Consider the following 25323-nt stretch of genomic DNA (forward strand, 5'->3'; position numbering starts at 1 on the left):
TATCACCGTTTTTAAGGACTGCGCATGAACAGCCTCCCCATTATCGACATCGCCCCGCTCTACAGCGATGACCAGACCGCCTGGCAATCCGTCGCCACACGCATCGACCGCGCCTGTCGCGAGTGGGGCTTTTTCTACATCAAGGGTCACCCGATCAGTACCGCACGCATCGACGCCGTGCTTGATCACGCCCGACGCTTCTTCGCCCTGCCCGCCGCCGAAAAGCTCAGCATCGACATCACCCAGACCCGACACCATCGCGGCTACGGCGCCATCGCCACCGAACAGCTCGACCCGAGCAAGCCCAGTGACCTGAAAGAAACCTTCGACATGGGCCTGCACCTGCCGGCCGATCACCCGCAAGTGCTGGCAGAAAAACCGCTGCGCGGCCCCAACCGTCATCCCTCGATGCCCGGCTGGGAAGCGCTCATGGAGCAGCACTACGTCGACATGCAGGCACTGGCTCAAACCCTGTTGCGCGCGATGACGATGGCGCTGAACATCGAGCGCGACTTCTTTGACACGCGCTTCCATGAACCGGTCAGCGTGCTGCGGATGATCCACTACCCGCCGCGCCACACCGCCAGCTCCGCAGATCAGCAAGGCGCCGGTGCCCACACCGATTACGGCTGCATCACCCTGCTGTATCAGGACGCGGCCGGTGGCCTGCAAGTGCGTAACGTGCAAGGCGACTGGATCGACGCGCCGCCCATCGAAGGCACTTTCGTGGTCAACCTCGGCGACATGATGGCGCGCTGGAGCAACGACCGTTATCTGTCGACGCCGCACCGGGTGATCAGTCCGCTGGGTGTGGACCGTTACTCGATGCCATTCTTCGCCGAGCCGCACCCCGACACGCGCATCGAATGCCTGCCCGGTTGTCAGGATGCCCTTCACCCGGCGAAATACCCGGTCACCACCTGCGCCGAATTCCTGCTCTCGCGCTTCGCCGACACCTATGCTTATCGGCGAGAGCAAGAGGCGGGGTAATGAACCTCTTGGTCAGGTTTTACCAATTGTTGCGGCGAGCATCTGTAGAATGCCGCCATTGCACCTGATGAGATTTCTACAATGTACGATTGGCTGAACGCCCTGCCCAAGGCAGAACTGCACTTGCACCTGGAGGGTTCGCTGGAACCCGAGCTGCTGTTCGCCCTGGCCGAACGCAACAAGATCGCCCTGCCGTGGAGCGATGTCGAAACCCTGCGCAAGGCGTACGCCTTCAACAACCTGCAAGAGTTTCTCGACCTGTATTACCAGGGCGCCGACGTGCTGCGCACTTCGCAGGATTTCTACGACCTGACCTGGGCCTACCTGTTGCGTTGCAAGGCGCAGAACGTGATTCACACCGAACCGTTCTTCGACCCGCAAACCCACACCGACCGTGGAATCCCGTTCGAAGTGGTGCTCAACGGCATCGCTGCCGCACTGAAGGATGGCGAGCAGCAACTGGGCATCACCAGCGGTTTGATCCTGAGCTTCCTGCGTCACTTGAGCGAAGAACAAGCACAGAAAACCCTCGATCAGGCGCTGCCGTTCCGCGATGCGTTTGTGGCCGTCGGCCTGGACAGTTCGGAAATGGGTCACCCGCCGAGCAAGTTCCAGCGCGTGTTTGATCGCGCCCGTCACGAAGGCTTCCTGACCGTCGCCCACGCCGGTGAAGAAGGCCCGCCCGAGTACATCTGGGAAGCCCTCGACTTGCTGAAAATCCAGCGCATCGACCATGGCGTGCGCGCCATCGAAGACGAGCGCCTGATGCAGCGGATCATCGACGAGCAGATCCCGTTGACCGTGTGCCCGTTGTCGAACACCAAGCTCTGCGTGTTCGATCACATGTCCCAGCACAACATTCTCGACATGCTTGAGCGCGGCGTGAAAGTCACGGTGAACTCGGACGACCCGGCGTACTTCGGCGGGTATGTGACCGAGAACTTCCATGCGCTGTACACCGATCTGGGCATGACCCAGGATCAGGCCAAACGCCTGGCGCAAAACAGCCTGGATGCGCGGTTGGTTAAACCGTAGGAACACCGAAGATAACTGTAGGAGCTGGCTTGCCGGCGATGAGGCCTTTACATTCAGCATTGATGTTGAATGTGAAGGCCTCATCGCCGGCAAGCCAGCTCCTACAGGGTTCGCGTGTCGTGTACTACAACGCCATTTCCAGCTCGGTTTCCTTGGCGAAGCGATGGATTTCACGCTGCCCCGTCGCGGTGACGTGCAAGGCGCGCGAATCGTTCGGCAAACTCAGCCAGCCAGACTGCATGAACAATTGCAGCAACGCCGCGCCGAGTGAACCACCCATGTGCGGACGTCTTTCGCTCCAGTCGGGGCAGGCGCAAGCGGCGCGATGGGTGCTGTGCGCCAGCGCCTGGACGAACACACCGCGCTTGGCCAATTGCGTGGCGCCCTTGTGGGTGATCGACACCCGCTGCTCGAACTGTTCGATCCAGCCCGTATCCAGCAAACGCTGGTAAAGGTCGGCGGCCAAAGTGCCCCCCAAATGATCGTCGCAGAGTCGTGCGCGCAACAACGACGAAGGTGCCGCCTGAGGTTTGGAGAGAGGTGCGGCGCGTTTGAAAACGTCCGGGGTGCCCCGGGGTGTGCTGGCAATCGTCGCACTGGCCAGTGCTTCTATCGCAGCGCCGACTTCGGGCGCGGCCAGGCGGAAAAACCGCTTGCGGCCACGGGTTTCGACTTTCAACAGACCTCCGGCGGACAAACGCCCCAGGTGTGCACTGGCCGAAGACGGTGACAGGCCGGCCAGCAAGGCCAGCTCTTCGGTTTGTCGCGCTGAGCCGTCCATCAAGGCCCACATCATTGCGCTGCGCTTTGGGTCAGCCAGCAACGTGGCGATCTGGCTGATGCAAGGTGCATGTTCCATGTACTGGCGCTTGCTAAACGTTAGCAATGATCTAGCGTTGCAATATTGGGTGAATACACACCTCAGAACAGTGAAAAGGGTCTTCAGAGGGTCTTGAAGCACCGAGTGCTGACTCAGTGAGACAAGATTTGTTGATACGCTTGAGGTGAAGGAGCCAGCTGATGGAGCTTGTTTGGGCTACACAAGATCTGGTGATAGCTGGGCGCCCTTATCCTGGATTTCCGATCTTGTTATGGGACACGATGGAGAGTTGCGTTCCCGCCAATGATTTCGTTCGCCATTACCTACTGCGTGGCGTCATCGGCTCCAAGAAATCCTGGCCTAGCATAGGGCGTGCGCTATATGACTACTTCAGCTTCCTTCAGGCCCACAATCTTGATTGGCGCGATGTTGATCGAGGCGACGCAAAGGGCCTTCTTGCTGCCTATCGAGGCTACTCCAAAGACGAATGCAAGCTGGCAATAACGACGATCAGGCAACGCTTGCACTATGTGTGTAAATTTTATGAATACGCACACGCAAGTAGATGGGTAAGCGGGTTGCCGTACAGCTACGAAGAGCGAACGGTGAAACGCGGGACTGGTTTTCTTGGCCACGTCGATGCTAGCGGCGGCAAAGCCATGGCGAACGACATCATGCCTCGTAAGCATCGAACATTGCCGAAATTTTTAAGCCTAGATGAGGTCAGGTCACTGGTAGGGGCCGCTGAGAATCCACATCACCGGATGATGATCAAGCTCGCGCTACAGACAGGTCTTCGCCGCGAGGAAATCGCAACGTTTCCTCTTTCGTATGTAGTAGACCCCGCGAAGCTCAGTAACCACGATCGTAATATTCGGATTAGCCTCGACCCGAATGATGGCCACGGCATGCTGACAAAAGGCGGCAAGCCACGCGACATTTTTATCAGCACAAACTTCATGTCCGATTTGTATCGCTATGTTGTTCAGGTTCGCGGAGAGAGGGCAGCGTTAAGTCCAACTCTGCTAAAGCCTCTCTTCTTAAATCAATTTGGTAAGCGCTTTGCCAACGATGGTAAGGGTTTTGAGCGCATAGTGAGAACAATTGGGAGGAAGGTTGGTATTTCTGCCCATCCTCACATGTTGCGCCACACCTATGCCACCCATACCTTGGTTGCCCTTCAGCGCAACAGTAGTGGTATTGACCCCCTAGTGTTTTTGCAGCGGCAATTGGGACACAGTTCAATCCAAACAACAATGGTGTACTTACATTTGATCAACGACCGGGCTGATAGCGCAGTTCTTGCCTATGACGACGAACTTAGCGAATGCTTGGAATAATCAATGCGCAAACGTAAGATCTACACTAAAACTAATCTTCGCATTCCACCGATCGAAGGTTTATCTGATCAGGACTGGCATATCGAAGCAAGCCCTGAGGCGATTCCACCACCGTGCACGCAAGTGGTATTTGGGCCAAATGCGACGAGTCGGCGAAGCTTTGATTTCGCACGCTGGTACGGTGTAAATATCGATTCAGTCACTTATGCCTGCCAGAGGCAAATCGAGCGGTTCGTCATCGGACAGGACTCTGAAGTAGAGATAAGTACCATCTGCAGCTACTGTCATAACGGACTGCAATCCTTCCTTGACTTTTTACTGCTATACGCGTCCGCGCTCCAACACGAAATAACCTTGGCTGATATCAATCGAGAGATAATTGATAGCTATCTACACCACCTTCGTGATCAGGGCCTGTCGTTCATAACTCAAAAAGTGCGTTACTCGAATGCAAAGTCAGTTTTACAGGCACTTGGTCGCCGAAAGCTATTTATACTGGAAGCGTCAGGTGATGCAGCAACCTTCCCGCGGAACCCTTTTCCCAATAGCAATCGTCAAAGTAAGGGTGAGACACCGCTACCAAAGAAGCAGCGCCAAGCGTTCGTATCCGCTATCAAACAAGCAGTTATGCCAATATGGTGCGATGACATCCCACTAACTAGCGATCTTTTAGTCTACGCCTTATTGATAGTAGCACTTCATACGGGACGAAACACGACCCCACTATTAGAAATGGGACGCGATTGTTTGCACCGCCATCCTAAAGACGATAGTGCTTTTCTGATCTTATGGAAACGTCGCGGACATAACAACAGTAAAGTAATTCTCCGTGCAGATAGCGCACATGAACGCCACTTAGAGTCGATGCCGACCATAAAGTCCAGTGTCGAACGATTGATCCGACGTATAATCACACGCACTGCCCCCCTACTGCCAATAACCCCCACCTCACTTCAGTCTCGGGTTTGGCTCTATCAGCCGAACCAAACTGAAGGCCAAGTTAATGCACTAACGCAACATCGTCTATCTTGCTGCATACAAAAGCTTGTTGTTGACTACAAACTCACAGATAGCGATGGAAAGCCAATGCGGATAAACATCTCTCGCCTGCGGAAAACATTTGCGAATCGAATCTTTGAACTTTTGGACGGAGACCTCGCCACTACTGCCATTGCACTTGGCAACTCAACGCAAGTTGCTGGGCGAAACTATCTTACCCCCAATGAAGACTCCAAACGTAACTGGCGATTCATGGGGGAGATTCTTGTCAAGGAGCTACTGAGCCACACAATCGGCGCAACCTATAAAACAACCCCATTGGGGCGCTGTGGTGACCCGGTGAACGGTCAGTATGCTCCCAAAAAAGAAGGTGCCACGTGTATCAACTTTCTGAATTGTGTGCGCTGTCGACATTATGTGATCACAGGTGACGATCTTTACAAGCTCTACAGTTTCTACTTCCGTGTGTTCGCTGAACGAAAAAACATGGACAAGCAGCGTTGGGCGCGAGATTTCGCACACATTCCTCGGTTAATCGATAAATACATTGTGGCTGAGGGTTTGCGACGCGGCTATTTCAAGCCCTCGTCTGTAAACGCTGCACGTGAGCAGGCTCGCGCCAAGCCGGACCTATTTTGGTCGTCTGAAATTATAACAAACTTCGCGGAGTTCATATGAGTAAAACCTCCGCAGACATGCTGTTTACGTCTTACATTGAATCACAGTCTAACGATGTGCGGGAACTTGCCGAAGACGCACGTGACGCGCTAATTGTTTGCGCTATCCGAATCGAAGGGAAGTGGGTCGTCCGCAGTCGATATAGTGACGACTCCTGGCAGTTTGTCGATTTGCCGAGCAACATACAACCCTCTCACGGACGCCTAGATTTTCAACGCGTGCCCGCAACATTTAGGGCTGTAATGAAAGCAATTATGTATCGCTATATGCGCCGAGGTCGGGAAGGCCAGTTAAAGCCAAAAGGTGGGACGCTAGGAAATTTTTTCGACAGCGCCATCCCCTTCCTTCGATATTTGGACACTCTCAGAGTCGGATGCCTTAGTGCAATAAACCCTATAATATTTTTGAACTACGTCACCGACTGCAAAGCAATTGTACTACGTAGTGGAAAAGCACCGTCAAAGTCACACTTGCTATTGCGATTCAGGGCGGTCGAAGCAATTTATGAATTAAGTCAATATACGCTTGACCCCGTTCCTATCCCACCCTGGCCAGGTAGCTCGTCTAAATTTCTGGCCGGATTGACCGGAAGCGATTCGTGCGTCAACGGAGGAAACAAAACACCATTAATTCCGGACGCGGTATTTTGCAAATTGTTCGAAAAAGCCTATCAACAGGTGCAGCACGGAAAAGCCCTTCTCGATTTGCGCGATGCAATTGATATTATCGGTTCTACTTGCAAAAAGAACGCGCCTGCCAACTCAATCATATACAATAAAAACTGCCAGCTTGCCGCTTTAGGCTGGAAGGGAGGCTTGGAGGTATTTAACAAGACACTATTAGAGCTGCGTACTGCATGCTACATCGTCCTAGCAAGTACCACAGGTTGTCGCAATCACGAACTGGCGAATGTGAACGCGGGCTCGCTCCATCGCACGGAGGACGATGATGGTACAATTTTTCACTGGATGCGCTCTCTGTCGGAAAAAACGAACGTCGGAATGCACGATTGGATGATCCCCGAAAGCGCAGTGCGAGCACTGCGAGTAATGGAGCGTTGGGCAGAGCCTTATCAGAAAACGATCGCAAAAGAGATTGCTACACGACGTCAAATTAACTCACACGACCCTGAAATTGCCCGAGCGCAGAAGCATCTTCATGCGTTATTTCTTGGAATAAAGGGGCGTCAAGCCCGAACACTGTCCTTAACAGCTTGGAATCGCTATATAAAAGCCTTTGCAAAGGATGTAGGGCAGAACTGGCATCTCACCACTCACCAATTTCGCCGTAAATTTGCTAACTATGTAGCGCACAGTCGATTCGGCGATCTGCGCTATCTGCGTGAGCATTTTGCACACTGGAGTATGGACATGATGCTTGGCTATGCCATGGATGAAAATTGGGGTAGACACTTAGATCTAGAGCTTTACGCTGAAATCCAAACGGAATTCGAAGACATAAAACTTGGCACCGTAGAAACTTGGCTGGATGACATTTCGTTGGCTGGCGGATATGGACGCTCCCTTAAACAATGGCAGCGAGACCCCGTTAATCTTGCTATATTTAAAGACCAACAAACAATGATTTCTTCAATTTCCGAGAGCACCGCTATACGCAGTAACGGACATGCATGGTGCACCGCCGACAATAACCACTGTATAGGAAACACATTCGAAAAGACGCGTTGCAGTGATTGCAATAACGCCGTGATCGGTCGCGGTCATCTTGGCATCTACAGGCAGTTTTATAACAACCTCAAAGATCTATTGGAATCGAAGGATATTGGCGAAAGCGGTCGAGTGCGTATACTACGAGATATAAAGCGCTATCGCGATGTATTAATTCAGCTTGGCTATGATCCTGAGGACAGTCCAGCATGACTATTACACGTAAATCCTCCGATATCCGTGAAAAGGAACTGAAGCTTGCGCTCTCTCGACTTGAACATGGCCGGTCGAAATCAGGCGAGAAAAAAGTTACTATCGCGGCAGTCGCACGTGAAGCGGGCGTTTCTGCAGCACTGATTCACAACTACTACCCAAATCTAGCCGAAGCAATTCGCGAGATTCAATGCCGATCTAGCCGTGCTCAGCGAGACGTGAAGCAACAACACCTACGCACTGTGCGAGAGAAGAATCGTGCATTGCGCAAGGAAATCGAAGAGCTACGAGCGAAGATGGCCAGCCTCGCCTCTCTAAACGAGGTCCTTCTGATCGAAAATCGGTATTTGAAAGCAAAAAAAAATGATCCAAAAGTAATTGACCTACACTCGAATTTTTTATGACCCAGTGAGCCGACAAGTTATGTGTTTTCTAGGTTAGAGACGTGAATACCTATTTGCTTTTGACCTGACCAGTCATCTGCATCGAAATCACCAGCGCTCTGTAACCATGGACGTCAGAGAGCGGCCAATACCTGTCAGTCAATTGGGACTACAAAATCAGAGGCCACTCAAATCAGATGGCAGTCTTGCGCTGAGTAATCTATGACTGGCGTATTCTTAAAATGGAATCTGTGATGGCTTGAGCATTAGTGTCCAACGTTTCCATGGCCGACATCGCATTAGCGGCGACACTGCCTACTCTATTTTCTGAGAGCCACTTGGTTATTTCTTCTATCGCTGCACTTAGGGCGTGCTGGTTGTGGAGGAGCAATGTCAGTGCGTCTGCTGTGGCGATTTTGCAGTCTGAGCTATTTGGCATGACGGTCGTCCTTGAATAATGATGTCGGAAGCTTAGCTCATCTCGACGTTGGCTTAGACTGGTGGTTGACTACCCAGACCTACCCAGCTGTTTGCATTCGACCTGATAATCCTTTGGACCGAATTTGACCAGCACGCCCCCCGGTTATGGCCGGCAGAGATCGACCCAAAGCGGACATCGCTCTCTACCTTGAACGTGGCCGTCGAATTAGATTTCTGGAGTGGTATTGGCCGCCGCGACAGCGTCTTGTTTGCGAGGTCGCGGAAACTGATGCTTATCCCGCAAATGAACAGCAGTTTCTTGGATGCTCGGATAGACGGTTGTTGCGTTGATGTTGATTCGGTCCAGCTGTTCGAGAATATGAGGTTTGTTTTGGATCGTGATTCGGTCGATTTCAATCCCATCCTGGCCTGCATCAGGAAGCGCAGCCTCGTGCCCAAACAGCAGAAATGCGCCGGACTGCGACTTGATGCGCGTATTAGTTCGTTTTGCCTTTACGCAGATGATAGACCTTAGGTCGTCTGGGACAATCCTCCCCTCGAAAAAGCCTTTCTCCGACTTGATGTGGTGGAGCAGTTTTCCTACGACGTCAGTTCCATTAAATGCGTCCTTATCGAGGCCGAGATCGATGTTATTCTTTTGTGCATACGTGAGGTTGGAGAGATTTGAAAGGCAACTAACGGTGTCCGAGTCAAAGTATTTTACCAATTGCGACTCGACTTTGAAGACGATGACCTCACCGTCAAGTCCCGATTGGTCTTTCTTGCCAGAGCAGGAAAAGAAGAGCGCCACCAAGGGATTGCTAGAGATGTCAAGCAGTCTCGTAGGTAAACCGTAGTGCTGCATGCGCACAAGTCGGTCAAAACAATACTGATCGCCCTGGAATTCATCGTAATGCGCAATTAATAGTTCCTTGCAGAGTCGGTCCTCGCTCGGCATAAACATCCAGTCACCATTTTCCCATTTGCGCAGCAGTGACGGCGTCAGCTCATAACTGGCGTTACTATGACCTCGGAAGAAAGTTTCGCTCGCGTCTTTTCCCGGCGAGGCGTAGAGCAGTTGAAGAAAGGACTCCACGCTATCGGCGACGCCAAGGATCTTTTTATCGCGAGGCGGAGGCTGGATCGTTGTATCTTCGGCGCGAGGCGCCTCAGGTGTGTCAATGAGTTGAGCAAGGGCGGGATTAAGATTGGCCAATCGGCGCAACACCATCTGCGCGTCGCCTTCACGGACAGCCCAGTGAGTGCGGTGGAGCTGGAATCGATCTGCGCCGAACACCCTCTGGGCTGTCTCGATGTCGTCGAACTCGACCTCACCGAAATCGATCACTGTCTCGAATAGGGTGGAGACTTCTTTTACCCCGGGCGTAGTTTGGGAAATTCGACCGTATTTGATGAGCATCGAGACGCCGTCTCTAACTCGCATGATCTCGCTACACAAGAAGGTCGGTAATTTTTCGAGAAAGGCGATCGCTGTGGAATCGAGGATTTCAAGCCGCTTCTCAATGTCGGTTGGCGTGTATTCGAACATGCGCCCCCGCCCCATCGAGATCTCATTACCGTTCCCTGCGAGATAATCCCGATTTCCGAAGGAGATGTAGTTGAAGCTCTGCACTATGTGTCCTTGTCCCGTTCTCTCTTGCGTTGCTCAACGTCATAGCACAGTTTTGCCAGTATTCAAATTACCAACAGACTCAGGATGGTGGAGGTGATCGACCAAACGATGGCCGCTACAGCCATGAGGCTGTGGAGGCTCCGGTCGGCACTACCAAAGCACAGCGCGACAGGCAGCATGCCTACGTCCATCCCCCTAAGCGGCTGCTATGGGCCGATTGCAGCCTGTTACGAAAGGCCGTTTCCGACCCAAAGCAGTCACTCAAAGAAGTCCAGATTAGGCGAATTTCGTACAGGACACTATGGAGAGCGCAGGCTCCTCCGGAGCGACAGATCATCACATCCTCTTCACAGGCCTTCGCTCAGGATCAGCAAACATCCAAAATTTCAGGGATTAAGCTCGTGACGAATGGTGCAGGCGAATTGATCGCCGCCTTGTTTGCCTCAATCGTATTTCAAAGCGCGTTCCCCGCCGGAGGCCACCCAAAGGTCATTGGATGGGCCGAGGAAGGGTTGATCTGGCCAGAAAGAATAGCTGTCAGAGCCAAGCTAGACACCGACTCTGCGACGTCAAGCATAGATGTCAAGCAACTTGCCCTGTTCAAAAAAGGGGATGTGCAGTGGGCTCGATTTAATATCGCGCTGAAAGATAATAACGATGGGTTACCGATAAACCAGTCCTTCGAACGTGAAATCGTTGGTCATAGTCCAGAAAACCAGACTTCCACCATGGGAAAACGACCAATCGTTGAAATGGATGTATGTTTTGGACAAAGTGTTTACAAGGAGAACTTCACTCTGGATGATCGAAGCAAAATGCTTTACCCGATGATAATTGGACAGCACCTGATCGCCAAGCTGGGCTTTGTCGATGCCTCTAAGACCTTTACCGTTGAGCCGCACTGCGTAGCCATAGGGCAATAACAAGCGTCGGAGTATGGAATGAGCTTTCAAGGATAGTGAAGAAAGCTTAAAGGTCACCTGTTGTCCGGCAGACACTCAGTTGTGCTTGAAAGCCAACCATGCAGCTGCCAATGCAGCCAGCCAAACCATGACGATGAGCACTCCGGCGAATTTATTCATCGGGCGCCTCACATGGTTTTTCTCCCACTCACTCGCTTTTAGCTGACACTCCTCCAGCACCAAGGGTGGCATCAACCGGATAGCGAGCAGAATGCCGAGTGGAAGAATGATTACGTCATCCAGATAGCCCAATATCGGGATGAAATCAGGAATGAGATCGATGGGGCTCAATGCGTAAGCCACCACGAAAATCGCAATCCATTTTGGTAGCCAAGGCGTTTGGGCATGCTGACAGCAAAACCACAGCACCATGGTCTGGCGTTTAAGGCTTTTTGCCCAACGACGCAGATGGTCAAGAATGCCTTTCATATCAGCGCCTTTGGGGGAAACGTGGAAAAGTCATTAATACAACTCGTTGAGGGTCAGTGTTTAATTAGGAGCTGTTAGCCAGCGGATCAGTTGGTCATGGGGGAGTCACACACTGTGGGAAAACCGCAAGGTGAAACGGCTACCACCGCTTGGGCTCGGGTCATGCCGAACATTCCATCCTAGATGTTCGGTCACGCGCTTGACGATTGACAGTCCCAGGCCCGAACCACTGGTGAAGTCATCATCCCCTCTGACGAAGCGATCAAATAGACGGGCACGTACGGCCTCTGGCAATCCCGTGCCGCAGTCTTCCACCACAATCCCAGCTGCATTCAAGCAAACGGTTATGACGCCCTGCTCAGTGTGCTGGCAAGCGTTACGCAGCAGGTTACTCACGGCGATGGTGACCAGTTCCGGAATGGCTCGTACCGAAACCTCCTCAGTGCAGAAGAGGTTGAGTGTCAGGGCCTTTCCACGGAGCAGAGGCTGGCAACGCTCCAGCTCACGTTCAATCAGGGGCCGCAGGTTGATCAAGACGAGGTCGGTAACTTCCGGCACACGGGCCAGCTGTAATAAGGCCCCTACCTGCTGCGCGGTTTCCGAGGCATTACGTCGAATGCGTTCGGTCATGACCAGAAGGTCCGGACGATCCTGCAAGCGACTGGTGAGAACCTCCGCTGCGCCGAGCATAATCGTCAGAGGGGTGCGTAGCTCATGGCTGACGTCGGCAGTGAACCAGCGTTCGCGTTGCAAGGCATAGCTCAACTGGTTGGTTCGATCATCAATAGCCCTTGCCAGTACTCCAATCTCGTCAGTGGCATCAAGGCCGGGCAGCCGATCTATCGCATGCTTATTCTGAACCGAGGAGGCCAGATTGGTCAGCGGCCGAATTACCCGGTTCGCACTGACTCTGCCAATCAAGATGGCTAATCCGATGCCGCCGAGGAACGCAATGCCCAGGGTGATGTATGAAGAGGACTCGATAGACTCGAAGTCGCTTTGGTCATCCACCACGGCATAGCGCTCGCCACCGGCCTCACCGATCAGAACGTGCAGTCCCCGTCCGTTCAGCTTCATTTCGTGTGTGCCCAGTCCTAACGATTGCAGAGGCTGCGGAATCAGCGCGCCTTTGAAAAAGCTCAGATCGAGGGTTTGTGACTGCACCACATGAAATGAATCTGCGGCCCAAAGATCAGCTGCGCGCACGAGCCGGTTATCGATGAGTTCCTTCTCGATTTTCGCGACGACATAGAAAGCGGAGCCCGTGAAAAAACCGACGATGATGACCGCCAGCAATACATAGGCAGCGACCATGCGACCGCGTAACGAGTCACTTTGAAACATGGTGGTCGACCAGTCGATAACCTACCCCTGACACGGTGAAAAGCATTGGAGGGGATTGTGGGAAGGATTTGTCGATTGCCTGCCGTAGGGCGTGGATATGGCTTCGTAAGGCATCGCTGAGCGGCGGATCGCCTTTCCAGAGTTCTTGTTCAAGTTCCTCACGGGTTACCAGACTTGGGGCTGCACGCATCAGTGCCACCAACATCTTGTAACCGAACGGCGTCAGCTCGATCCGCTGTCCTGCTCGGCGCGCTTCAAAGGTTCCGGGGTCAAATTCCAGATCACCAAAACGCAGCATCTGATCGGTTCTCAGTGCACTTGCTCGCCTCACCAACGCATGAAGCCGCGCTTCCAATTCAATCAGCGAGTAGGGCTTGACTAGGTAGTCATCGGCTCCCGCCTGCAATCCTTTCACCTTGTCATGAACCGTGTCTCGCGCCGTGAGCATCAGCACTGGCGTATTGCATTGCTGCTCTTCACGTAACCGTCGGCACACTTCCAGCCCATCCAGGCCTGGCAGCATGCCGTCCAGGACTATCACGTCGAAACGCTGCTCAGCCACCCGAGCCAGTCCACCCTGTCCCGTGCGGGCATTGTCGAGTTCGTGTCCGAGGGGCTCGAAATACTCGTAGAGGTTGGCCACGATGTCCGAGTTGTCTTCAATAATCAAAATTCGCATGGCTTGGCTCAAATTACCTCATTCATACATGGAAATCGGTGAGCCGATGCGGCCGCTACTTGAGCGAAGGCAGCGCCCGTAGCGACAACCTTTCTGCATGACCCGCTCGGGTCACCATCGAGGTCTACTTGGCAGATGCATTTTTGCCGCACTTAGGTTCCATGGTGAAAGTATGGGAAACATCCACCAATCCCAGATTCTCAAGAGTACGGCGTCCGATGAGAACGGGGTAATTCATCTTGCCTCGATCCTTCAAGGAGAACTGCTCGTTATAGACCTGGTCGCCAATGCATATTGTCATCTGCACCACCGGCCGGTGCTCGGCACCACCGGCACCCCGGACTTTCACATTACGCTCAACCTTACGCTCGAACGGAGCAGTGACCAGCTTTCCCGTTTCGCTGTCTTTTACCTCAACATTGAAGCGCACCCATTTTTCACCGTCTTTGCGGAAAGGCTCAAGGTCCTTGGCATCCAGTGAGGAGGTCAATGCTCCGGTATCCAGCTTGATCTTCACTGAAATATTTTCGGGCATCAGTACGCCTTCCTCGATCCAGCCAAAGACCTTCGTTGGGCTTTGAGTCGCCGAGAAGGCCGGCTGTATCAGTGATAGTCCAAGAACGGATGCTGCGAGCCATTTTGCTGTTGAGCGTGCCATATGTTGCTCCTCCAAGATTCGAAGCATCAGTCTGCATAAAGTACCGTCAAGGATCCGTTAACACGCAATTCTTGATTTCCAGTGACCAAACCAACGACTTCTTCACGGTCCGTCGGGCAAGCTTTCGATTTAATCAGCCACGCTTTGAATGGGGTCTAGCGTTATGTCGTTGTCTTTCATCAGGTCGAATTGGCGCATGTTTTTGCTAGGCGCGTGTCTGACAATTATCGTTGGGCTGGGCTATCCAGCATGGCGCCATTTCTACCCAGTAACTGCCGCAAAGGGCTGGGACTACGAGGTCTTCCATAGCGCTATTCCGATGGTCAGCGCGCTCGCACTGGGCGATCAGAACGCTGTGTTCATCAGCCAGGAGCTTTCCAATGAAAAGGGGAAGATCCTGCGTTTGAATACAGATGGCAGCACCACCGAAGTTCTGACAGGACTGTCCAAACCGGACGGTCAAGTCATGTTCCGAGGTGGTCTGGTGACCGGGCAGGAGGGCGGTACTTTGCCGGTGCTATGGCTACATGATGGGAAGAGCGAAGCGTTGTTCGAGGCTGACAATGTCGAAGGGATCGCCACCGATGGCCATGCGTTGTTCGCCATAGAGGATAAGACGCCGGGGCGACTGCTTCGCTACGATCCAGAGACCCACTTGCTCAGTGTCCTTCGCGAAGGGCTCGACGAAGGTGAAGGCATCAGCATTTGCCCGGATGGGCGCTTGTTTTACACCGAGAAGGCAAAGGGCTGGGTCAAACAATGGAAGGCTGAAGGAGTTGACACAGTCGTTGCCAAGGGTTTGAACGCTCCGGGTTTCGTGCAGTGCACAGGGGACGGGCTCTGGATCACAGAGGATGCCACTCACATGGCCCGACTGTTGCTGCTCGACTCGTCCGGTAATCTCCAGGTGATTCTCAATCACTTACGTGCAGCACAAACCATCACCCGACTCGATGCTGATCGCTACTTGCTGGCCGAACAAGGACGTAACCGCATTCTTGAGCTTAAACGCATTAGCAGATGAATTAGCCAGCAGATTTATCTTCACATCCTTTTTACCAGGTGTGTACTTGTGTCCAATTCGTTGTGTTGCGACAACTCACAGGGGCCTGGCGAGATAAAGGAGTTCGATCTGTAACCTTAAGGCATAGCTCGACTTTCATTTTTTGACTGAGCCAGCCTGTTCGACTCTCAGTGAAGAAGCCATTAACACGAATTCTTAATTTTCAGTGGCCGAACAAACGGTTTCTTCACGGTCCCTCGGGCAAGCTCTCGGCTGAATCAGCCACGCTTTGAATGGGGTCTAGCGTTATGTCGTTGTCTTTCATCAGGTCGAATTGGCGCAGCAAAAAAGCGCTTTTTGCCGCGCTCGTCATCGTGCTTTGTATAATAGCAGCCTACTTTCTATTCAGAGCGCCTCGACTGCCCAACCTTGCTCACAGTACGCCCTTGGAAATTACCAATCTAAAATCGGCATGGACCAATGGGAATGTTATTGTTCTCATTCGCCACGCAGAACGCTGCGATCAATCGAGCGCTCCCTGCCTGAATGCCCCAGATGGCATTACTACAAGGGGTAAGGATGTTGCAGTGGGGTTGGGCGAGCAATATCAAAAGCTCGGTCTTGATAAGACAGATATTTTTACCAGCCCCCTGACGAGGGCCAAGCAGACCGCCATCTTCATGTTTAACCATGAAATTGAAGATCAGGAGTGGCTTGCGTCCTGCCGAGGTATCATGCTGCAAAAGTCGGTTGAAACTAAGCGTAAAGGACACAATCTGATCCTGGTTACGCACAGCAGCTGCACTCGGCAAATCGAAAAAAGTTTGAATGTGCATGCACCTGAAAAGCCACCTTATACCTCTTCGCTTTTCTTGTTATTTGGTGAGAATGATAAAAGACCACAAGCGCTCGGTTTTGTGAATACACAAGACTTTAGCGCTGAATTTATGAGTCGAAAATAGTCATGGCCGTCCAAGACCTCAAGATTCCGTTGGCTGACTCAACGTCAGTCCTGAACTCTGCAAGTTGGCTGGATAGCACGGCGTTGTCTTGCAGAAGGAGCTTTCGGAGGCCAACTCGGATAATTGTTTCCGCCTCCGTGCAATGGCCGCCGATGACCATGGCTTTTTCCGTAACGGAGGACCAACCCAAAGGCCTGACAGCTGGCGACCGTGTATCGTTTTCATTTCGGCTAGAGGGTGGCAGAGCCACCATTGTGTCCATAAGAAAATAAAATAATGGTAGTGACCGGCATGCTTGCTAACGCCGGTCACTACGAGTTAATCCACTGGACGGAAAAAAGAGGCAGGTCCGGAGAGTGCTCGAATGACTGCTTTTGGCCGTTCTCTGCCGCTCATAGTGACAAATCAGTTTGGTCATTTACATATCGGTGCCTCGGGTGATTTTGCGTCGGCGGTGCCAGCGCCAGGACCACTCTATAATCGCTCTATAACTCCCTAAAAAGCTTATTCGTAAAAAGGTAAGCATCTGATAACACTGCTTACGTCTGTAGCGGTCTAGCGGGCAGGCCGCGTTCCTAATGCACCTTCAAAGCTCAAGCATCTCGGGTTTTTCCCGCCTCGATCCTTTCAAGCAGCGTCGGCAATATCTCGGCGGCAGCCCCCATCAGCATGAATTCCCTATCTTCACCCATTGCAACGTCGGTCTTGTTCACATGAATAACCGAAGCTCCAGACTCCAACGCGAGATCGGGAAGGCCTGCGGCAGGCATGACGATTCCAGAGGTACCGACTGAGATCAGTAGATCGCAATCCTTTACAAGCTGGACTGCGGCCTTCCAAGCTTGGGTTGGCAGATCCTCTCCGTACCAGACCACCGCAGGTCGCATTTTGCCGTTACAGCGCTGGCACCTAGGAGGTTCGACCAGAGCACCCTCAACCGGCACTGCTGACTGATCTGGTGGCACAACAGCGGGCCGATGACAGGCGAAGCACTTGGGCATTGCCAAACTGCCATGTAAATGAACAACATTTAATGAGCCTGCTCGCTCATGGAGGTCGTCAATATTCTGGGTGATAACAGAAACATGGCGCAGTGAGTTGGCCATGTGAGGTATCGCAAGATGAGCAGCATTTGGCTCTGCTTGAGCGACTCGGAGCCGTCGCCACAGATACCATCCCCAAATCAATGGTGGATTTTCCCGAAAGGCCTTGGCCGTCTCTAGGTCCCTCGGATCAAGCCCGGCCCAGATCCCTGAAAGTTTTTCGCGATACGTTGGGATACCGCTATCAGCGGAGATACCGGCACCAGTGAAAAAGACCACCTTCTTGGCCTTCTGTAGTACGTCTGCGGCTTGCTCTACGACAGTCATGGGACCAATTTTCTCCCATCTTCCCGCTTTGGATTACTGGAGTTCTTGCTGAGTACTATTACTATTTGTTCAAACAGCTCATCTTCCATAAGTTGCGAGCTGGCTCATGTATCTGTTTGAATGAGGCACGGCTATAAGCAATCTGTTGCAAAAGGCAGGTTTCTACGCCTTCCAGATGTACTACCAGTCTTCCGTTGAGGAGCAAAACACAGGGCTGAATGTTCCTATCCCCATCTTTTTTGCCTGCTCTTCAATTCGGCCAGCCTGTAGCACATCGTGCTTAGTGGGAAAGTGGCGCAACAAAAAATAAGCATCTCTTCTAACGCGCTCAGGCACCTCTGTATCGCTAGCGAGTTCTGTCAGGAAAGAGTGAGCTTGTGCAACACACCTTGTTCGTTCGAATGGCATCGTCATCTTAGCCTCCACGTATTGAAATCGACAGATTAATATAATGGGACCCATCCATTCAGTAGATATCCTCCGTGTCTGCATCCGAATCCATGTAGCCAGGGCTGATCAGGTACTGGGTAAGCAGTTTGTGATGCGGGTAGCGATTCTCAAAACGCTTAATCAAGACATTGAAAATCTCTTCCCCCGAAGGTGTCCCGGTAACTTTACGGATAACGAAATCGGCGATGGCCAACCGCACTTCAATTTCACTCTTGTCAAGTTTGCCCGCCTCTACATTGCCATCAAGCTGGATGCTCGGACCATATCTCACAGGTTTTTTGGTCATCTTTCACTACCTGCCCGAAGAATTTGATTGGACAAAATTAACCGTACACAAAATTCCGGTCGATACTGCAAAAAGGCTGCTGATCCAAATGTACGATACTGTAAAAAAAACATACTCCATATTTCAAACGAATGAAATCACCGGAATCCTGTGTACAGTTGTAAAAATCTCAAAAAAATGAGTGCAATTTTCGAATCGCTCTTATCGTCATCACCTTGGATTTGTACAAGCGGTTCGATCAGAGCTCGACCTTGATTGCGCACGTTACCAATAGCTCGATCGGCTTTGAACCATTCAAATGCTACCGGTGATTCTCCCTGTATCAGCACCTCTGTTCCGTGTGCTCTTTGGGTGTCGCCGGATCCAACCATTCTTAGACCAATTTTTTATCAGGGTCACTGGTCTGCGGTCATGGATATCCACCATACGGCCGGCGCTGTCATCAGTAACGATGACTAATCCATCGTTCTCATCTGCCTCATGCTCAGCAGTTGGATACTGACCGATGGCAGCGCAGAGAATCGGCGTCCGATCGCGGTGTCGGACGAGATAGGACTGCTTCTTTGGTCTTCCTTCGTCGACACATTCAAACAAATTGTCGATAGCGATAATTGCGCGATGCGGCCAAATCGCACGAAAAAAATGGACAAGGGGCACCTTCTCCACGCGAGCACTGATCGGTGCTGCGCGATCTTTCGCCCAGTGTGGTCGCCATCCCCGGCGCACCATATCAGCATGTAGATACTGACCTACCTGGTGGAGGATGGCCAAGTGCGTGCTCGGTTCGGCGTTGTACCGCCCGACACTCACCTTCGAAAAACCCTCAAAACACAATTAAAAAACCACAGCCTTCTCCGTCTGCGCTCTACAAAAATATTCGTAAGCGCTACCAATTTATGCATAACCTCCAGTTCCTTCGGCCAAGCCGTCTCGCTACTATACGGGGCCACCTGCCATTGGTGCCCCGCGCGCCGAATCGCTTGAAGGGATTCATAATGATTAGAAGGTTCCGGCTTGAGCAGAAAGGCCGCTACGAAAAGCTGGTGATTGCTCAGCGTTTGTCGGACATGGTGGATAAATTTCTGGATGGGCGCCCTGCGCCCTTAGGCATTGGCGCCGAGCAAGGCGGTATTGCTGAATGGGACGATGTGGTCATTTATCACAGTGATGAACACTGGGAGCACCTGCAAATCAAGCGGCAAACCAGCGGCTTCAGTGAAAAGCACCTGAACAAAGCTGACTATCTAGCGTCCTACAAGCCACGCAAGACCGCGAAAGCCACCAAAACCACGGAAACCGCGACCGCCGAAGAAAAACCCAAGACGCCATCTGATGATGAGTTCGACTCAGAGCTCGAAAAAGTGTTTAAGAGTCTGGCGACCTGGCAACCGCCAGGAATCGGGGTGAAACCGTCCACGCGCACCTTTTCGTTGACTCTGCCCGGGCCTGAGGTTCTGATCAAAGGCAAGGGTAAGGACATTATCAAGATCACCCATCTGCGCGAGGTGTGGGATCTCTGTCGCAAGGATGGCGTAGATTTTGCGGGGCTTTCCAAACGCGATGATAAGCCCACCCAGAATGTCTATACGTGGCTGACCACGTGGTGCGGGTTCATTGACTGGGCCCATATCGTCGAAAAGATGCGGATGCTGGAAATCCACTGTATTGGCGATGAAAGTACATTGGAGGCAAGAGCGCGTGAGTCGCTAGATAGACATTTCAGTGACTCAGCCATGGCCTTGAGTGTGCTGCTGGACTATATAGCGGACAGCACGACTGATACTAACGCGGTGAGTTGCCATACCGCGGCCAAGCACCTACAGAAGCTGCTTCTACCAGGTGTTCAGACCTGGACGCAATACCTGGCAAACCCTGTACCCGGTCAAAGTTGGACAGTCACCGGCACGCACGACATCGGCAGTACACCGACTGTTCCTCATCGTAATCCTGCCGAGCAAATCGTTAGCCATCACTGGGCGGAGAGCATTCCGAACAGGCGGCTTCGACTGCATGCTAAATATGCCCGCCCCACCAAGGCGCTCACGCTGCCCTCCGCCATCCTTCGACTGGCGTTGCATCTGAAAAAGGGCAGTGAATCCATGCTTTTGGGGGAGCCCGCCTGGCGCCAAGGTGCGCACAATGAATTGAGGAGTACGCTTGGTGACACTGACCGTGATCTCGATGGCCTCCCATGGTTTGATAATTCCGAGGCACTTTCTTGTCCTATGGGGCGCGAGCTCTCCTTCCCCGCAAATACCAAAGTCGAGTCGGATGCTCTTCACAGCGCGATGAATGATCTTGTATGGCATCAGCTCCAGATTTGCGTCGATAAGAAGCTGAACGAGATCGTTGACCATGATTTGTCGACTGCCGTGGCAGAAAAGTGGCAGATCTGGCGCGCCGATTTAGACAAAGATCCAGATGCCCGCCTGCTTCTTTTCGAGCAGATGATGTATCCCCAGACCGAAGGCATCAATGCCAAGCATGCGCTGCGTATTGGGCCTCGCACGGTGGAGCTGATGGAATCCGCAACCATCATGCTGCTATTAACGTGTGTGGGGCTTGGCGGCATTGACTGGCGTTCGATCGAGCCGATTGGTGATGTGCTAAGCATCGCCCTGCGCCACTGGTCTGGAGTACCTACCGACCATGACGGGCCTCGGCGTCTGGGTGATGACAATCTACGCAAGCTGTTGGGCCAGGCCCCACCACCTGTAGTCATCCTTTCGGGTGTTGAGGGGTCTGCGACTGAGTTGCTTGAGGCAGGTATGGCTGAGGATTTGGAAGCCGGTCATAGCATGGCAGCCGAGCGACAGCCACGCCTTCTCGTCACCCGATTCCAAGTTTATAAGCAGCTACGAACCGGGACGCTGGTCAAGCTGCAAGCACATTTTCAAAAGCACTGGAACGCCTGGCTTCAGGCGCGCGAAGCGGCAATCGAAGCTTGTGGGAAAGGACACTGATTATGATGACGCTCCAACAATTGACCGCGGCGATAAGCCTGCGTGCCGAGGGTCGGTATGAGGTGCAACTGGCGGATGCGATGGAGCTTCCAGAGGTTGATCACGCCTCACAAATTCTGCGACTCAAACGCGCCCGTATAGACAAGGCCGGCTGGCGAACTGTTTTGTTGATCGAGCTTCCATCTCACGCGGTACAAGCGGCTCACCAGTGGGCTGCCAATGTTCGCGACGTCTTGCCGGAACCGGAAACGTCCGATCTATATATGTTCATCATCCTTCGAGACACCACTCATGATGAGGCCACTCGCATTGAAACGGATGATCGATTCTGCCGGAAAATCGTAGCGCGCCAGCAAGAGACGCCGATCGAGTTTCTCGACCGCACATTCCTGGCGGCGCTCGACCCTCCAGGCGAAGTTGAAACGCTTAGCGACCCACTGGTTGCAGCGTTACAAGCGCTCTCCTCCGCTCAATCGTGGACAAAAGACCATATTGACTTCTGGAAGACGGAATTGCTGTCGACTACGAACGGCGCCGAAGTTGCGCGTTCGCTGCGCGAATCGATGGCTGGCAGCGAGGATCAGCAATGAGCAAGTTGAATTCCATAACGGTGTCAAACCTGCGCAAATTCGGCCCTGGTGTTCAGATCGAGCTGAGTCCGGGTGCAACCATCGTCCTCGCACCTAATGGCACGGGCAAAACGACCTTGTTCGAGGCCATCGAATTTGGCCTCACTGGGAGAATTGCCCGCCTTCACGACGACATTAACCATGTCATTCGGGATGACGAGGCGTTCGCCCAGGTCAGTTTGAACTTCGCTGATTTTACCGCGACGTCCAAAGTCACCGCGGCGGGTAAGGTCAGCCAGGAAGGAGATCTGAGCGCCCTATTCCCCGGCATCCCAAAAAATGACCTCCCATTCCTGCTTCGACTGACGCATTTGCTTGATCAAAGAGAGAATGAATGGATCGTCAAGGCTGACGAGAAAGACGCCGGTTCCCAGCTGGCGAAACTTCCGATCGGGCGTGAGGGTTCCCGGGCCGGCGCGACGCTTCCCTCTGTACGACGGTCATTGACCGACGAGAAAAGCCGTCAACAGAAGGGGTTGATTGATCTTGAAAAAGAACTGGGTGATTGGAATCGACTCATCCAGGAGCGCGACATCGCCGCAGCCGGCGCTGTGGGGGCCTTGCGTCCGCAAGAGCACCTTGCCAAGGTCGTTTCAGAGGTAGCCGTCCAGACGGAGAGTCTTGAACAGATTCCACCTGGACTACTCTCGGAGCCTGTGAATCAGGACACCCTGGCCCTCGCCCATTCCGCGCTGCTCGATATCTTGCGTATCAAAGTGGAGCGTGTGCAGGCACTCATCGTAGTTTTGGCGGAGGCGGACGGCCTGGTAGAAAGCTTCGGTGCCGTGCGGTCTCGACTCGAAACGCTCAGCGCACAATTGGCCGTCGCGCGAGAGACGCTCAATAGTCACTCGAAGAGCCGAACGGAAAACGCGACGCTCCTTCAGGAGCACCAGACCAATATCCAGCTCGCTCAACAGGAGCGTGTGAGCGTTGCACAAGCACTGGAGCGACTGGTCAATGAGGCCGGTGCCAAACAGCAGGTCGAGCATCGTAACCAGGCGTTAACAGAGGCTGCAACCGTCGTCGGGGACGCCGAACAACAATGCGCAGCGTTGCGGGAAAAACATGAGCGCAACCTGCAGATCCAGAATCAGCACGCTCAGCTCGACAATCAGCTTCAATCGCTCGACCAGACAGAGAAACGGCTGCGTGAAGGCCAGCGGTTGGTCATCGAATGGGAAGCTTCCGAAACGCGGTTGAAGGAGAACCGTAAAGAGTCAGATCTTCTTGAAGAGGTTCTCGCCCATCTGGGCGCCGAGCTGGCCGAAAAACGTGCTGCACAGCAAGCGTGCAAAACCGCCGAAGACGCGGCCAGAAATCATTATCAGGCGTTGAGTTCTTCCGCGGATGCGATTCGCCAGGCGGTGGCCTCCATTGCCGAACACCTTCCGCCAGAACAAGGAAGCTGTCCGCTGTGTTTGTATCCTCATGGCGCAGAGGACTTGCACAACCGTGTAACCAGCGCTTTGCAGGCGATAAACCCTAGCCTGACCGATGCCGATCAGCAATTGAAAGCCGCTGTAGAGGCCTTGGCCGCGAGCGACGCCAAGGTAGTTTCTGCGCTCGAAGCTGTGGGGGATTGCCAGGCGAACCTTGCGGCACTGGACGATATACGCCAAGTCTTGGAGCGGGAGATTGTTCAGTTTCGCATTGATCCAATCCTGGCAAGCGATTCAGTGCCATTGGCTAAAGAATCGCTAAGGGTTCAACTGGAGGGGATATCAGCGAGTCGCAGAAGCCTGACAGATCGGCGCGCCGGTCTGGAGCCGTTGATCGCTCAAGACGCTTTCGATCAGGCTCTCCACGCCTACAAAACGGCTGTTGCCGCGCTCGATCAGGCGCGGGCTCAGCACAGCGAGTCGCTGACTCGACGTGATCAAGCGATCGCCACGTTGTCTGCCCTTACGTCAGGCGCACCCGGTGGGCGATCGCTCGAAGAGCTGACGGTACAAATAAACCAGCTCGACGATCGAATCCGCGAGCTTCATGGGAAAGCGGATACTGTCCAGTCGGCGCTAGACGCACAACAAAGCCATCTACTAGAACTAAGCAGTGCTGTGAGAACGACCGAAGAGGCGATCAGGCATGCTCAGTCCCAGCTCGCGTCGCTGCGCGCCAGCTGGCAGGGGCTTGGCCTAATGGGCGATCCACTCGCAGAAGCCGCTCAAGCGCGCGCCAGTAACTTGCGTTCGACGTTGGCTGGTCTTGAGAGCAACTTGGGAATGCTTGAAAATCTGGGCATTGAGATATCGGCTTGGGCCAAGCTGAATGAATCGCAGCTTGCGCAACGGCTCATCGATGTCCAACGCTTGGATCGCACAGAAGAGAGTTTTTTCGCATACCTCAACGACAGGATCGCTATTGCCACCGGACAACTGGCCGATTTAACCAAGCTGTCGGATGCTATGGACGCCCTAGATGGTTTCTTGAAGAAGGAAATCGGAAACGTTCAGAAGCACGTTAGTAAGGTTGTTCCCCGCTGGCAGGCACTGCTCAAACGGGTCGTGCGCGAAACGAGGTTCCACGAAGCGAGCCTTAAGTTTTTCACCTCCTACAACAAGGAACGGGCCGAGGTCTCAGTACCGCTGGGCAAGAAATCAGCCCCGGTACCTGACGTCGCAAGCGAGGCACAGCTGACTGATCTTCAGCTGACCTTCCTGTTGTCAATGGCCATGAGTCACCAATGGTCGCCTTGGAAAGCCCTGCTGCTCGATGATCCGACCCAGCACCACGACCTGGTGCATGCGTCCGCAGTCTTCGATTTGCTGCGTGACTACATTGTCGACCACGGCTTCCAGGTCGTAATCGCGACCCACGATGCGCTGCAGGCGCGATATTTCATGCGCAAGCTCCAGAACGACGGCATCGAGGCGAAGATCTGGTCACTCGTGCCGACGGACAGCGGCGTTACTGCAGAGGAAGGACACCGTAAGCAGCAAACCAACTTGGCTCCACCTCCCGTGAGCTGACTTAGCGGCAGCTGGGCGAAACCAGGCTGAGCAATTTGGCTTGGTTTCGCTTAGCGCAGGCGACTATCAGTCGACCTCTTCAATTCTAGGAGGGCGAAGTCCTCAAAAAGTGACTAACCCATGCAGTAATTTTACGAAGGTCCACCGAGCTTAAGCTGAACCTGGAAAGGCTCTCGAACAACTCGACGGTCGAATTTCTCCAATTCAAATAGAGATTCCGCGCTGTACGAACGTAAGGATTCTTCAGGTGGGATTCGCAAAGTCATGAGGATACCCAGCCGTTTTACCCAACTGCAGGTTCAAAATAAACTGAAAAAAGCTATAAACAGTTACTTTCAATAATCTCTTGAATACGTTCATGAAAATCTCATGTAACAGTTAAGAAGGATCCAGAACCTGTGTATTCACTCCCTGTTGAATCGTTTCGTCTACTGCTCA

Annotated in this window: 22 protein-coding genes and 2 pseudogenes; 13 read left to right on the plus strand and 11 right to left on the minus strand. The window is 53.0% G+C overall.

Annotated features, from left to right (window positions below; genetic code table 11):
- Positions 1 to 24: 24 nt before the first annotated feature.
- On the plus strand, positions 25 to 990 hold the full coding sequence (locus ACYZUC_RS16720) for an isopenicillin N synthase family dioxygenase (protein ID WP_461989353.1): 966 nt from the start codon (positions 25 to 27) through the stop codon (positions 988 to 990).
- Positions 991 to 1071: 81 nt separating this feature from the next.
- Positions 1072 to 2025 carry an adenosine deaminase gene (locus ACYZUC_RS16725; RefSeq protein ID WP_008031333.1) on the plus strand — a complete coding sequence of 318 codons (954 nt, stop codon included), beginning with the start codon at positions 1072 to 1074 and terminating at the stop codon, positions 2023 to 2025.
- A gap of 124 nt (positions 2026 to 2149) precedes the next feature.
- Here the strand turns inward: ACYZUC_RS16725 and ACYZUC_RS16730 are convergent, their stop codons facing one another.
- Positions 2150 to 2884 (minus strand): ArsR/SmtB family transcription factor, encoded by a 735-nt coding sequence (locus ACYZUC_RS16730; protein WP_461989354.1) that lies wholly within the window; start codon positions 2882 to 2884, stop codon positions 2150 to 2152.
- Positions 2885 to 3045: 161 nt separating this feature from the next.
- Here ACYZUC_RS16730 and ACYZUC_RS16735 point away from each other — a divergent pair, with 161 nt between their 5' ends.
- Genes ACYZUC_RS16735 through ACYZUC_RS16750 form a run of 4 tightly spaced genes read left to right on the plus strand, consistent with a single transcriptional unit; the run spans position 3046 to position 8146 of the window.
- The gene (locus tag ACYZUC_RS16735; protein ID WP_461989355.1) at positions 3046 to 4185 is read left to right on the plus strand and encodes a tyrosine-type recombinase/integrase; all 1140 of its coding nucleotides are present in this window, start codon (positions 3046 to 3048) and stop codon (positions 4183 to 4185) included.
- A gap of 3 nt (positions 4186 to 4188) precedes the next feature.
- Entirely contained in the window at positions 4189 to 5862 is a 1674-nt protein-coding gene (locus ACYZUC_RS16740; protein ID WP_461989356.1) for a hypothetical protein, read from the plus strand.
- Positions 5859 to 7742 carry a site-specific integrase gene (locus ACYZUC_RS16745; protein WP_461989357.1) on the plus strand — a complete coding sequence of 628 codons (1884 nt, stop codon included), beginning with the start codon at positions 5859 to 5861 and terminating at the stop codon, positions 7740 to 7742. Before ACYZUC_RS16740 ends, ACYZUC_RS16745 begins: the two co-directional genes overlap by 4 nt.
- Positions 7739 to 8146 carry a TetR family transcriptional regulator gene (locus tag ACYZUC_RS16750; protein ID WP_461989358.1) on the plus strand — a complete coding sequence of 136 codons (408 nt, stop codon included), beginning with the start codon at positions 7739 to 7741 and terminating at the stop codon, positions 8144 to 8146. The genes ACYZUC_RS16745 and ACYZUC_RS16750 overlap by 4 nt, the downstream gene beginning before the upstream one ends.
- A 199-nt stretch (positions 8147 to 8345) precedes the next feature.
- Here the strand turns inward: ACYZUC_RS16750 and ACYZUC_RS16755 are convergent, their stop codons facing one another.
- Together ACYZUC_RS16755 and ACYZUC_RS16760 are read right to left on the minus strand one after the other, a co-directional pair.
- Complete coding sequence (locus ACYZUC_RS16755) at positions 8346 to 8564, minus strand: hypothetical protein (protein WP_461989359.1); 219 nt, start codon at positions 8562 to 8564, stop codon at positions 8346 to 8348.
- Positions 8565 to 8771: 207 nt separating this feature from the next.
- Complete coding sequence (locus tag ACYZUC_RS16760) at positions 8772 to 10178, minus strand: FRG domain-containing protein (protein WP_461989360.1); 1407 nt, start codon at positions 10176 to 10178, stop codon at positions 8772 to 8774.
- 401 nt (positions 10179 to 10579) lie between these two features.
- Between ACYZUC_RS16760 and ACYZUC_RS16765 the strand changes: the two genes are divergently transcribed.
- Positions 10580 to 11101 (plus strand): putative ATP-dependent zinc protease, encoded by a 522-nt coding sequence (locus ACYZUC_RS16765; RefSeq protein ID WP_461989361.1) that lies wholly within the window; start codon positions 10580 to 10582, stop codon positions 11099 to 11101.
- Between the two features lie 75 nt (positions 11102 to 11176).
- On the opposite strand, the gene ACYZUC_RS16770 is transcribed toward ACYZUC_RS16765, so the two are convergent.
- The 4 genes from ACYZUC_RS16770 to rloA3 form a co-directional block, all read right to left on the minus strand.
- Positions 11177 to 11569 (minus strand): YkvA family protein, encoded by a 393-nt coding sequence (locus ACYZUC_RS16770; protein ID WP_461989362.1) that lies wholly within the window; start codon positions 11567 to 11569, stop codon positions 11177 to 11179.
- A 105-nt stretch (positions 11570 to 11674) separates the two neighbouring features.
- Positions 11675 to 12883 (minus strand): sensor histidine kinase, encoded by a 1209-nt coding sequence (locus ACYZUC_RS16775; RefSeq protein WP_461989363.1) that lies wholly within the window; start codon positions 12881 to 12883, stop codon positions 11675 to 11677.
- Between the two features lie 16 nt (positions 12884 to 12899).
- The gene (locus ACYZUC_RS16780; protein WP_461996722.1) at positions 12900 to 13592 is read right to left on the minus strand and encodes a response regulator transcription factor; all 693 of its coding nucleotides are present in this window, start codon (positions 13590 to 13592) and stop codon (positions 12900 to 12902) included.
- Positions 13593 to 13716: 124 nt separating this feature from the next.
- The gene (rloA3, locus tag ACYZUC_RS16785) at positions 13717 to 14250 is read right to left on the minus strand and encodes a retropepsin-like aspartic peptidase RloA3 (protein WP_461989364.1); all 534 of its coding nucleotides are present in this window, start codon (positions 14248 to 14250) and stop codon (positions 13717 to 13719) included.
- A gap of 163 nt (positions 14251 to 14413) precedes the next feature.
- On the opposite strand from rloA3, the gene ACYZUC_RS16790 reads away from it, so the two are divergent.
- From ACYZUC_RS16790 to ACYZUC_RS16800, 3 genes and pseudogenes are all read left to right on the plus strand, one after another.
- Entirely contained in the window at positions 14414 to 15274 is an 861-nt protein-coding gene (locus tag ACYZUC_RS16790; RefSeq protein ID WP_461989365.1) for an SMP-30/gluconolactonase/LRE family protein, read from the plus strand.
- Between the two features lie 287 nt (positions 15275 to 15561).
- Positions 15562 to 16215, plus strand: coding sequence for a lipopolysaccharide core heptose(II)-phosphate phosphatase PmrG (gene pmrG / locus ACYZUC_RS16795; RefSeq protein ID WP_461989366.1), 654 nt, complete (start codon positions 15562 to 15564; stop codon positions 16213 to 16215).
- A 134-nt stretch (positions 16216 to 16349) separates the two neighbouring features.
- Positions 16350 to 16487: pseudogene (locus ACYZUC_RS16800) on the plus strand (copper-binding protein); the annotation flags it as partial.
- A 321-nt stretch (positions 16488 to 16808) separates the two neighbouring features.
- Here the strand turns inward: ACYZUC_RS16800 and ACYZUC_RS16805 are convergent.
- The 4 genes and pseudogenes from ACYZUC_RS16805 to ACYZUC_RS16820 form a co-directional block, all read right to left on the minus strand.
- Positions 16809 to 17585, minus strand: coding sequence for an SIR2 family NAD-dependent protein deacylase (locus ACYZUC_RS16805; RefSeq protein ID WP_461989367.1), 777 nt, complete (start codon positions 17583 to 17585; stop codon positions 16809 to 16811).
- 180 nt (positions 17586 to 17765) lie between these two features.
- Complete coding sequence (locus ACYZUC_RS16810) at positions 17766 to 18077, minus strand: BPSL0761 family protein (RefSeq protein ID WP_461989368.1); 312 nt, start codon at positions 18075 to 18077, stop codon at positions 17766 to 17768.
- On the minus strand, positions 18052 to 18321 hold the full coding sequence (locus ACYZUC_RS16815; protein ID WP_461989369.1) for a hypothetical protein: 270 nt from the start codon (positions 18319 to 18321) through the stop codon (positions 18052 to 18054). Before ACYZUC_RS16815 ends, ACYZUC_RS16810 begins: the two co-directional genes overlap by 26 nt.
- Before the next feature lie 137 nt (positions 18322 to 18458).
- Positions 18459 to 19119 (minus strand): annotated as a pseudogene (locus ACYZUC_RS16820) (SOS response-associated peptidase family protein); the annotation flags it as partial.
- Positions 19120 to 19316: 197 nt separating this feature from the next.
- On the opposite strand from ACYZUC_RS16820, the gene ACYZUC_RS16825 reads away from it, so the two are divergent.
- The 3 genes from ACYZUC_RS16825 to ACYZUC_RS16835 are packed head-to-tail and all read left to right on the plus strand — an operon-like array spanning position 19317 to position 24885.
- Positions 19317 to 21284, plus strand: a complete 1968-nt coding sequence (locus ACYZUC_RS16825) for an ABC-three component system protein (protein ID WP_461989370.1) — start codon at positions 19317 to 19319, stop codon at positions 21282 to 21284.
- A 2-nt stretch (positions 21285 to 21286) separates the two neighbouring features.
- Complete coding sequence (locus ACYZUC_RS16830; protein ID WP_461989371.1) at positions 21287 to 21874, plus strand: ABC-three component system middle component 1; 588 nt, start codon at positions 21287 to 21289, stop codon at positions 21872 to 21874.
- On the plus strand, positions 21871 to 24885 hold the full coding sequence (locus ACYZUC_RS16835) for an AAA family ATPase (protein WP_461989372.1): 3015 nt from the start codon (positions 21871 to 21873) through the stop codon (positions 24883 to 24885). The genes ACYZUC_RS16830 and ACYZUC_RS16835 overlap by 4 nt, the downstream gene beginning before the upstream one ends.
- The last annotated feature ends 438 nt before the right edge of the window (positions 24886 to 25323 follow it).

Source organism: Pseudomonas sp. GT1P32, assembly GCF_054897805.1.